Below are 9212 nucleotides of genomic sequence, written 5' to 3'. Positions count from 1 at the left end.
TCGGCATGGAGTTGCTGGCAACGTACACGATCTTTTCCGAAGGTTCGCGCGGCCACCTCGGCCGCCAGCTCATCGACAAATACAAGCTTGACGAAGGCTGCGACCCGCAAAGCTACGGCATCGGCATCAAGGAACTGTGGGAAGTCGATCCGGCGCGCCATGAGCCGGGCCTGGTGGTGCACACGGCCGGCTGGCCGATGGACAACAGCACCTATGGCGGCTCCTTCCTGTACCACATGGAAGACAACAAGATCGCGCTCGGTTTCATCACCGGCCTGAACTACAGCAACGCCTACCTGAGCCCATTCGAGGAATTCCAGCGCTGGAAGACGCATCCGAACATCCGCTACTACCTCGAAGGCGAGGACAAGGGCCTCAAACCGGCCAAGCGCCTGGCCTATGGCGCGCGCGCCATCACCGCCGGTGGCCTGATGTCGCTGCCCAAGACCGTGTTCCCGGGCGGCGCGCTGATCGGCTGCGAAGCGGGCTTCCTCAATGTGAGCCGCATCAAGGGCACGCACACCGCGATCAAGACCGGCATGCTGGCGGCCGAAGCCGCTTACGATGCAGTGACCGCCGGACGCGCGCATGACGAACTCAGCGCCTACCCGGAAGCCTTCGAGGCCAGCTGGGTCTACACCGAGCTCAACAAGTCGCGCAACTTCAAGGCCTGGTTCAAGTACGGGCTGCGCATCGGCACCGTGATGAACGGCTTCGAGCAGTTCGGCCTGGGCGGCAACATGCCGTGGACGATCCATCGCGACAAGCCCGACTACGCCTACCTGAAGCCGGCTGCAGAGTGCGAACCGATCGAGTATCCGAAGCCCGACGGCAAGCTGACCTTCGACCGCCTCTCGAGCGTCTTCATCAGCAACGTCAACCATGAAGAGAATCAGCCGGCGCACTTGACGCTCAAGGATGCCAGCGTGCCGGTGTCGATCAACCTGGCAAAATACGCCGGTCCCGAGGCACGCTACTGCCCCGCCGGCGTCTACGAGTTCATCAAGGACTCGGACAACATCGACCAACTGCAGATCAACGCGGCCAATTGCGTGCACTGCAAGACCTGCGACATCAAGGACCCGACGCAAAACATCGTCTGGGTCACGCCCGAGGGCGGCGGCGGGCCGAACTACGCGGGCATGTAAGCGATGGTATTGAATCACGGCGGGTAAATTCCCCGCCCCTTGGGGCGATCCCCTCAGGTTGGTTTTTGGATGTTCCATACCCCGCAGCTTGCTGCGGGGATTTTGATTTGATAGGCGTAAACGCGCAGCGCCACGGCTTGCGGATACGACAGTAAGAACGATTTTGTCTTCAAATAACGCGTCATATATAAAGTAGGAAGTTGCATGTTCAGTTCTCGAATCAGACTCTGGAAAGTCGCGGCTGTAGCGTTGACCTTGAACGCCGCGTTGACCCTTAGCAGCCATGCCCAGAACCCAACTCCGCAAAGCAATCCATCCATCAAGATCGCAATGATTGAAGGCTTGAGCGGCCCTTTTGCGAATACCGGCGAGGCCGTATTTCGCAACCTGGTTTTGGCCGTGGAGCGCGTCAATGCCCGTGGGGGCGTGAAGTTTGGCCCAGGGACGACGCGTCCTTTGACGCTGCTACGTTATGACAGCAAAGGGCAGAATGATGAGGCACTCTCAGCGTTGCGCTCAGCCATTGATGACGGGGCGCAGTTCATCATGCAGGGCAATTCTTCGGCAAATGCTGCCGCGTTGTTGGATGCGATCAACAAGCACAACGAGCGCGAGCCGGCGAAGCACCTGCTGTTTCTGAATTATTCGGCAGTCGATCCCATCCTGACCAATGAAAAGTGTAGTTTCTGGCATTTCCGCTTCGATGCGCATGCGGACATGCGCATGGCGGCTTTGATGGAGGTTATGAAGGATGACAAGGCCATCAAGCGCGTCTACCTTATCGGGCAGGACTACAGTTTTGGTCAGGCCGTGCTTCGTGAAGCCCGTCGCCAGCTAACGCTCCAGCGACCGGACGTGGTGATTGCGGGAGCCGAGTTGCACCCGATGGGTCGCATCAAGGACTTCTTACCCTACGCCATCAAGATCAAGGCCAGCGCTGCGCAGGCGATCATCACCGGCGACTGGGGCAACGACTTGACGCTGTTGGTGAAGGCTGCGCGGGAAGTTGGCTTTGAAGGCAAGTTCTATACTTTTTACGGCAATGCAATGGGTGCGCCGGCCGGCATTGGCGAAGCCGGCGTGGGCAAAGTGATTGCTGTGGCTGAATGGCTGCCCAATGTACCGGGCTCCGAAAGTGAGGCCTTTTACCGGTCCTTTCGGGCCAGGTACCCCAAGCCATCAGAAGATTATGTGCATATGCGAATGCAATTGATGGTTGAGGCCTTAGCTCAGTCTATTGAACATTCCGTCTCACACCGCAATCCTGACGCGGTCCTGGACCTGGTAGCAGTCGCGAAGGAGCTGGAAAAGGCGAATTTGGCTTTCTATTCGCAAACCGGGTCCATGCGCGCATCCGACCACCAATTCCAGCAGCCGTTGGTCGTGGGTGTCATGGACCGCATGGGGTCACCCGGTGTGAAGTTTGACGTGGAAGGATCGCGCTATGGCTTTCGTGTCATCCACACAATTCCAGCCGCTCGGGCTGAGCAACCTACAAGCTGCAAGATGCTGCGTCCGGCGTCATGACGCTTGATCCCCGCTCGTTGATACCGAATCAACCCAAAAACAGCAGTTGGAAATTTGAACGAAAACGGCTGAAGCCCAATGTTGGTCCGGGTTTCAGGTCAACGTCGTCAACTGCTCCGCGTTCGAGGTAAAAGTCCTGAAGCCCAGCATTGGCGCGGCTTATTCCATTTCTATTGAAGTTTCCATAATTCATGACATCAGCACGGCGTAGCCTGCATGCAGCAAGCGGCAATGATTGATGGACGCTTTTGTGCGCTTTGAAGTTTGTTGCGTGCGGTCGTGTGCAACTCGCTGAGGTTGTTGGGACAGTAGTTGGCCATGGCATGGCGCTTGAGCCAAGCCCACAAGTATTCGACCAGGTTCATGTCTGGTGCGTAGGGCGGCAAAAACGCAATTTGAATGTGTCCGTTCAGGCTGTCCCGATAGTCCCGGACCAGCCGGCTGCGATGCCGGAATTTGTCAGGCTTGTTGAAGAAATTCATCTGGCAGGTGGTTCAGGTCTTTGGGGGTGGCCAGTCGCATGGCGGTGCACAGGATACGCCCGGCCTGAGGGGGTACCCCTTGGTTAGCCGTCACCTGCCTTCAGGCTACTGCTGCGACCGCGGTCGTCCGCCTTCACGGTCGTCTCCATGATGCTGCGCGTGACCAGGGGCGCAGATTCGCCGATGTGAAAGGCCAGCTTGCGGTCGCGCAGCGCAACATCCGCGGTGGTCACGCGGTCGAAGCGGCGCAAATGATCGGTCCATGACTCGTCCTCGAACATCTCGACGAAGCGCCCGGGTTCACCCAGGTCTTGCAGCAGTTCCCAGGAGACGACGCCGTGGCGCAGGCGACTGCGTCGGCTTTCTTGCATCAATTTGCGGAAATCGGCCGCGCGCGCCGGATCGATCTGGTACTCGATCATCACCATGACGTGACCCTGCGCGGGTGGGATCTCGGCCTGCGGCGCCTTGAACTGGGTCGAGGGCGTGAGATCCTCCTCCATCCCCTGTCCGGGCATCAGGCGATTGGCAAGCGCCATGGCCGAGACACCGGTCAACGCCGCCATGGCCAGGCTCACCGGCACGCTGCTGAGCGTTGCGACCTGACCCCAGACGGCAGCCCCTATTGCACTGGCACCCATGATGGCCATCTGGTACATGGACATGCCACGCGCGCGAACCCAGTCCGGCAGGCCCGTCTGGGCCGAGACGCTCAGCGTGTTGGCGGTGGTGATCCAGGCGGCGCCTGCGAACACCATAGCCGGGACCGCGATCAGCGTGTAGTGTGTGAGGACGATGACAGCCATCGACGCGGACTGCACTGCGGCGCCGCACAGCAGCAGCGCGTCGCGCGAAAGACTGCGGCGCAGTCGCGGCAGGAACAACGTGGCCACGATGGCGCCGGCGCCCATCGACGCCAGCAAGAGCGTAAAGGTGGCGGCGCTGCCCCCGTACAATCCACGCGCGACCAACGGCAGCAAGGCGATCAGGGCCGTCGAGCTGAAGAAGAATATCGAGATGCGCACGAGCACACCCTTGAGATGGGACGACTGCGACACATACTGCAAACCGATGCGCATGGCGCTGACCAGGCGCTCCCGTCCCAGCGGGTGCGGCTTGTGGTGACGCCGCCAGCGGGTGATGACGATGGCGGCGACCAGCGACAGGACCGCATTCACAAGAAAGACCCATGCACTGCCGACGCTGGCGATCAGTGCGCCTGCCACGAGCGGGCCCACGATGCGCGAGACGTTCATGGACACGCCGTTGAGCGCGAGCGCGGCCGGCAGTTGTGGTCGCGGTATGAGTTCGGGCACGATGGCCGAGAACACCGGCCAGCGCATGGCCAGCCCGATGCCATTGGCGAAGATCAGCATCAGCAGCAGCGATGGCGAGAGGGCGCCCAAAAAAATGGTGGCGGCCAGCAGGCTCGCCACCAGGGCCACCCAGATCTGGGTGGCCAGGAAATAGCGCTTGCGGTCCAGTATGTCAGCGAAGGCGCCGCTGGGCAGCCCGAGCAGGAACATCGGCAGGCTGGCAGCAGTCTGCACCAGCGCGACCCATAGCGGCGTGGTGGTCAGCGAGGCCATCATCCACGCGGCGGCCACATCGCTCATCCACATGCAGACATTGGCCATGAGCCAGGTGCTCCACAGCATGCGGAACACCGGCGAGCGAAACGGCGCAAATGGCGAGAGCTCGGCGTCAGGAATGCCTGCGGCTTGTGTGCGGTCGGGATGGGATTCGGGCATACGTTCTTATGTCATGCGGATGTGATTGATCATCCAAATTGCTAAGGCCATTATCCCCATATGCGCAGGCATTTTCCGTTCCATCAGTTGCCTGCGAGTTGGCGATGCTGCCGGCTCAAACCATGTTGAGCAAGTGTCGCGCTTTTGAGTTTCAAATCGTGGTTTAGTTTCTCAAGTGGTTGCGGGTTTTTCGAAGATCCGAATTGGTTGGAAGACCGCATAAACATTGGATTCTGGGGAAACAGGTCGATTGCGGCAAAATACGCACGCTTTGGCAGGCGAAATGGCGCAGAGCAAGCATTGGCAATGGATTCCAACGAGTTTGAGTCTCCAGCAGTTCGAGGCATTTGTCTTGCCGCACCTGCAGCGTGGGCGCCGGCCACCTGTCAAACTGACGTTGCACAAGATTTTCAACTACATCTTGCAGCAGCTCTACATGGGGTGCCAATGGAAATCGCTGCCAATTGCAAATCGGTGCGATGGACAACCCGAAATCCACTACACCAGCATTTACCCTACTTTTCGCCGGTGGGCATCCAGGCTGACAATGCTTCTGTTCAGGGAGAATCCCGCCGTTTTCGCAATTTGCATAATCAGTGGCAGCGCCTGGCGCATCATCGGCGACTCGTTGACGGCGCGATCACATTGCAGTTGCAGTCACACAAGGCGACCACCTTGTCGCCCTTCATCTTCTTGTGCCCACTGAAGCCGATGTTGTCACCGCCTTGCCTGCCTTGAAGATTAGCCATTTCAATCGCCAAAGACATTGAGATGGTACGCACCTCAACCGGCAAGACCAGAAATGGGCGTTCTCAGAGGAGGAAAAACAGATTCGGCCCAGCTGGGAAACCCGCAACCAGTGCACATCAAAGGGCAGAATCCATCCAAGTTGGCCTGCGCTTTTGCAGGAAAGACGCCATCCCTTCGCATCCCTCACGAGACGCCCTGACTTTGGCTATCAGACCTGCTGTTTCGCTGATTAGTTCGTCATCCAACGGACGGTTCACCACTGTTTTCATCAAGGCCTTCGTCTGAGCCAGAGCCATCGGACCACCGGCTATCAATGCTTGCGAGATCCGCGCAATCGCCGCGTCTATCGAGCCGTCTTCGCACAACTCTTGGACAAACCCCAGTCGATAGGCTTCCTTTGCGCTGATGCGCTCTGCCGTGAGCATGTATCGCTTGGCCGCCTGGATGCCCAATGCCTGGATAACGTATGGGGAAATGGTGGACGGAATTAAACCAATTCGTACTTCGGAAAGACAAAACGCGGCAGCAGGCTCTGCTACCACCACATCACAAGCTGCAGCCAGTCCCATGCCTCCTGCAAAAGCAGCGCCGTGGACACGGGCAATGGTGGGCTTGCTCACCTGCTTGAGTGTTTTCAGCATAGTGGCTAGTACCATAGCGTCGGTCTGGTTCTGCTCGGCGCTATATTCAGCCATTCGCTTCATCCAGTTCAGATCAGCGCCTGCACAAAACACTTTGCCTCTGCCCGCCAGAACCACGACGCGAACGCCATCGTGCCGCTCCAGATGATTGATCGCCTGAGTGATCTCTGATATGAGCACCTCGTCCAGGGCGTTGCGAACGGCAGGTCGATTCAGCCATACTGTGGCCACTTGGCCGTGAATTTCCAATTCCAGGCTCTGAAAGTTCATTGACGCGGGGTCTCCCTGAATCAGTAAGACTTGGGCAAGCCAAGCACCTTTTCGGCGATGAAGCACAAGATGAGCTGGGGGCTAACCGGTGCGAGGCGAGGAATCCAGGACTCGCGCAGATACCGCTCCACGTGATATTCTTTCGCGTAGCCCATGCCGCCATGGGTGAAGATGGCGTTTTCGCAAGCGTGGTAGCAGGCTTCTGCTGCCAGATATTTCGCGCTGTTTGCCTCGGCGGCGCAAGGTAAATGCTGGTCATACAGCCACGCTGCCTTCTGGACCATCAAGTCAGCGGCCTCAAGTTCCATCCAGGACTTGGCCAGAGGGTGTTGGATGCCTTGATTTTTGCCAATCGGACGACCAAACACTTCTCGCTCGTTGGCGTAGCCTGCGGCGCGTTTCAGTGCGGCACGGCCCAAGCCCACGGCTTCACTCGCGATCAGGATGCGCTCTGGATTCAGCCCGTGCAAGATGTAGCTGAAGCCCTTGCCTTCCTCGCCGACGCGATCTTCTACGGGGATGCGCAGACCGTCAATGAAGACCTGGTTGGAATCCACGCATTTGCGACCCAATTTCTCAATTTCCCGGACTTCAACTTTGCTGCGATCCATATCGGTGTAAAACAAGCTCAGGCCTTCCGCGCCCTTGCATTCTTCGATAGGTGTCGTGCGCGCCAGCAACAACATCTTGTTGGCCACTCGGGCCGTGCTGATCCACACCTTCTGCCCATGGACGACATAGTGATCGCCGTCACGCACCGCAAGCGTCTTGAGCTTCAATGTATTCAACCCTGTGTTCGGCTCGGTCACCGCGAAGCAGGCCCCGTCAGTACCCGCAATCAGCGGCGGCAACCAGCGCTGTTTTTGCTCATCTGTTCCGAACACCACGACGGGATGCAGGCCGAAGATATTCATGTGCACCGCGGATGCGCCTGACAAGCCAGCGCCTGTCGCAGAAATCGTGTGCATCATGAGCGCCGCTTCACTGATGCCCAAGCCTGCACCACCATACGCTTCTGGCATGGCAATGCCCAGCCAGCCAGAATCAGCCAGCGCTCGGTGAAAATCATTAGGAAAGCCGCCTTCCTGGTCCTTGCGCAGCCAGTAGTCGGCATCGAAAGGCGCGCAGATACGCTCAATGGCGTCGCGGATTTGCTCCTGGTCAGGGGTCGGTGCAAAGTTCACTGGGAAGCTCCGTTCGAAATGGCGTTGTCGGGGCGAATCACTTTGTCGGGAGATTCGCCATATGGGGGGCTGTAGATGACGAGCAGCTTCACTGCGGTGTCACTGGTGACAGTGAAGACATGCATTTGGTCAGCAGGAAAGAAACAGGTATCGCCTGGCGCCATATCAAAGGATTGACCTGCCACCTCGACATGGGCAGTTCCTTCCAGCAGGTAGCAGGCCTGCTCAATGCCGGGGTGGGCATGGGGCAAGGCCCCACCTCCTTTATGCAGCGTTCCGAGCAATACCTCCATTTGTCGGGCCCCAACGGTTTCGGGGCCAATTAGTCGTTGATTGCTTGTGTGATGGTGATTGGCTGGCTGATAAGCGGGCACATCTGCGGTTCGAATCAGGTAACTCGGTTGCATGTTGTCAGTCCTTTCAGGCGTCAGTGCGGCATGCACCGTGTTCGATCAGGGTGTTGATGCTTTCTGGGGTGTAGCCAGCTTCTTCCAAGAGTTGTCGGGTGTGTTCGCCCAACCGCGGAGCGGGCGAGAAGCTTCGCGCAGGTGGCGTGGCCGACCACTTCGTAGGGTGAGCGAGTGTGTGCATCAGTCCTTCGCTCGGATGAACAGTGTCACTCACAAACCCAGTGGTACGCAGTTGTGGATTGACAAGCAAATCTTCCGGACTGTTCATCGGCATGTTTGGTACATCGGCATCATCGAGCAATGTGCGCCATTGCGCTGTGGTGCGAGTGCGCATGATGCGGGCTACTTCCGCGTAGACGGCATCAATATTGGCCGCACGCGCGCTGTGGGTAACAAAGCGCGGATCGCGACCCAGGCCATTCGACTCGCCAATGGATTCAAAGAAGCTTCCCCAGTGCTTGTCGTTATAGATCAGGACACACAACATGCCATCACTGGTGGCATAAGGCTTGCGGTGTGGCGTCAGGAGCCGTGCGTATCCGGGCTTGCCAATCGGCGGCTCAAAGGTCAGTCCAGCCATGTGATCACCCAGGATGAACTGAGCCATAGCTTCAAACATCGGCACCACCACGGACTGGCCCTCACCCGACTGACTTCGGGCATACAGTGCAGCCGTGACGGCGTAGACGGTGTGCAACCCCGTCACGCGGTCTGCCAGCGTGGTGGGGGCGTATGCCGGCTCCGGCGTGCCATATTGCTTCATCAGCCATGGAACACCTGTTGCGCCCTGAATCAAGTCGTCGTACGCAGGCCGAGCCGCATCTGGACCGTCTTGATCAAACCCACAGCAGCTCACATGAATGATGCGTGGGTTACGCTGACGTACAGCCTCATAGTCCAGTCCCAGCCTAGACAAGGCCTGTGGTCGTACGTTGCTGATAAACACGTCGCATCCCTCTGCCATTTTCAAGGCCACCTCCCGACCTTCAGCATGCTTAAGGTTCAAGACAATGCTTCTCTTACCTGCGTTGGCATGCAAGAATATGTGT

General features: G+C 58.3%; 9 protein-coding genes and 1 pseudogene. 3 read left to right on the top strand and 7 right to left on the bottom strand.

Annotation, left to right across the window (positions count from 1 at the left end):
* Nucleotides 1–1148, top strand: a 1148-nt coding sequence (locus PHF15_RS16230) for an electron transfer flavoprotein-ubiquinone oxidoreductase (RefSeq protein ID WP_300122799.1), incomplete at its 5' end; no start/stop codon positions are given.
* A gap of 53 nt (nt 1149–1201) precedes the next feature.
* Here the strand turns inward: PHF15_RS16230 and PHF15_RS16225 are convergent.
* Entirely contained in the window at nt 1202–1354 is a 153-nt protein-coding gene (locus PHF15_RS16225; protein WP_300122797.1) for a hypothetical protein, read from the bottom strand.
* Here PHF15_RS16225 and PHF15_RS16220 point away from each other — a divergent pair.
* Nucleotides 1353–2675 carry a branched-chain amino acid ABC transporter substrate-binding protein gene (locus PHF15_RS16220; protein WP_300122795.1) on the top strand — a complete coding sequence of 441 codons (1323 nt, stop codon included), beginning with the start codon at nt 1353–1355 and terminating at the stop codon, nt 2673–2675. The two genes, PHF15_RS16225 and PHF15_RS16220, sit on opposite strands and share 2 nt — an antisense overlap.
* Before the next feature lie 197 nt (nt 2676–2872).
* On the opposite strand, the pseudogene PHF15_RS16215 reads toward PHF15_RS16220, so the two are convergent.
* Nucleotides 2873–3124: pseudogene (locus PHF15_RS16215) on the bottom strand (transposase); the annotation flags it as partial.
* Nucleotides 3125–3240: 116 nt separating this feature from the next.
* Nucleotides 3241–4908, bottom strand: coding sequence for an MFS transporter (locus PHF15_RS16210; RefSeq protein ID WP_300122793.1), 1668 nt, complete (start codon nt 4906–4908; stop codon nt 3241–3243).
* Nucleotides 4909–5052: 144 nt separating this feature from the next.
* Between PHF15_RS16210 and PHF15_RS16205 the strand changes: the two genes are divergently transcribed.
* Entirely contained in the window at nt 5053–5646 is a 594-nt protein-coding gene (locus PHF15_RS16205; protein WP_300122791.1) for a hypothetical protein, read from the top strand.
* 128 nt (nt 5647–5774) lie between these two features.
* Here the strand turns inward: PHF15_RS16205 and PHF15_RS16200 are convergent, their stop codons facing one another.
* The 4 genes from PHF15_RS16200 to PHF15_RS16185 form a co-directional block, all read right to left on the bottom strand.
* A complete protein-coding gene (locus PHF15_RS16200) occupies nt 5775–6569 on the bottom strand; it encodes an enoyl-CoA hydratase/isomerase family protein (protein ID WP_300122790.1) in 795 nt (264 codons plus the stop codon).
* 20 nt (nt 6570–6589) lie between these two features.
* Nucleotides 6590–7753 (bottom strand): acyl-CoA dehydrogenase family protein, encoded by a 1164-nt coding sequence (locus PHF15_RS16195; RefSeq protein WP_300122789.1) that lies wholly within the window; start codon nt 7751–7753, stop codon nt 6590–6592.
* Complete coding sequence (locus PHF15_RS16190) at nt 7750–8160, bottom strand: cupin domain-containing protein (RefSeq protein ID WP_300122787.1); 411 nt, start codon at nt 8158–8160, stop codon at nt 7750–7752. The genes PHF15_RS16195 and PHF15_RS16190 overlap by 4 nt, the downstream gene beginning before the upstream one ends.
* A gap of 13 nt (nt 8161–8173) precedes the next feature.
* On the bottom strand, nt 8174–9212 hold a 1039-nt coding region (locus PHF15_RS16185; protein ID WP_300122785.1), incomplete at its 5' end, for a CoA transferase.

Source organism: Rhodoferax sp. (assembly GCF_028689295.1).
Taxonomy (GTDB): Bacteria; Pseudomonadota; Gammaproteobacteria; order Burkholderiales; family Burkholderiaceae_C; genus Rhodoferax.
Note: the sequence above shows the minus strand (reverse complement) of the source record. Positions and strands in the feature narration are given on the sequence as shown.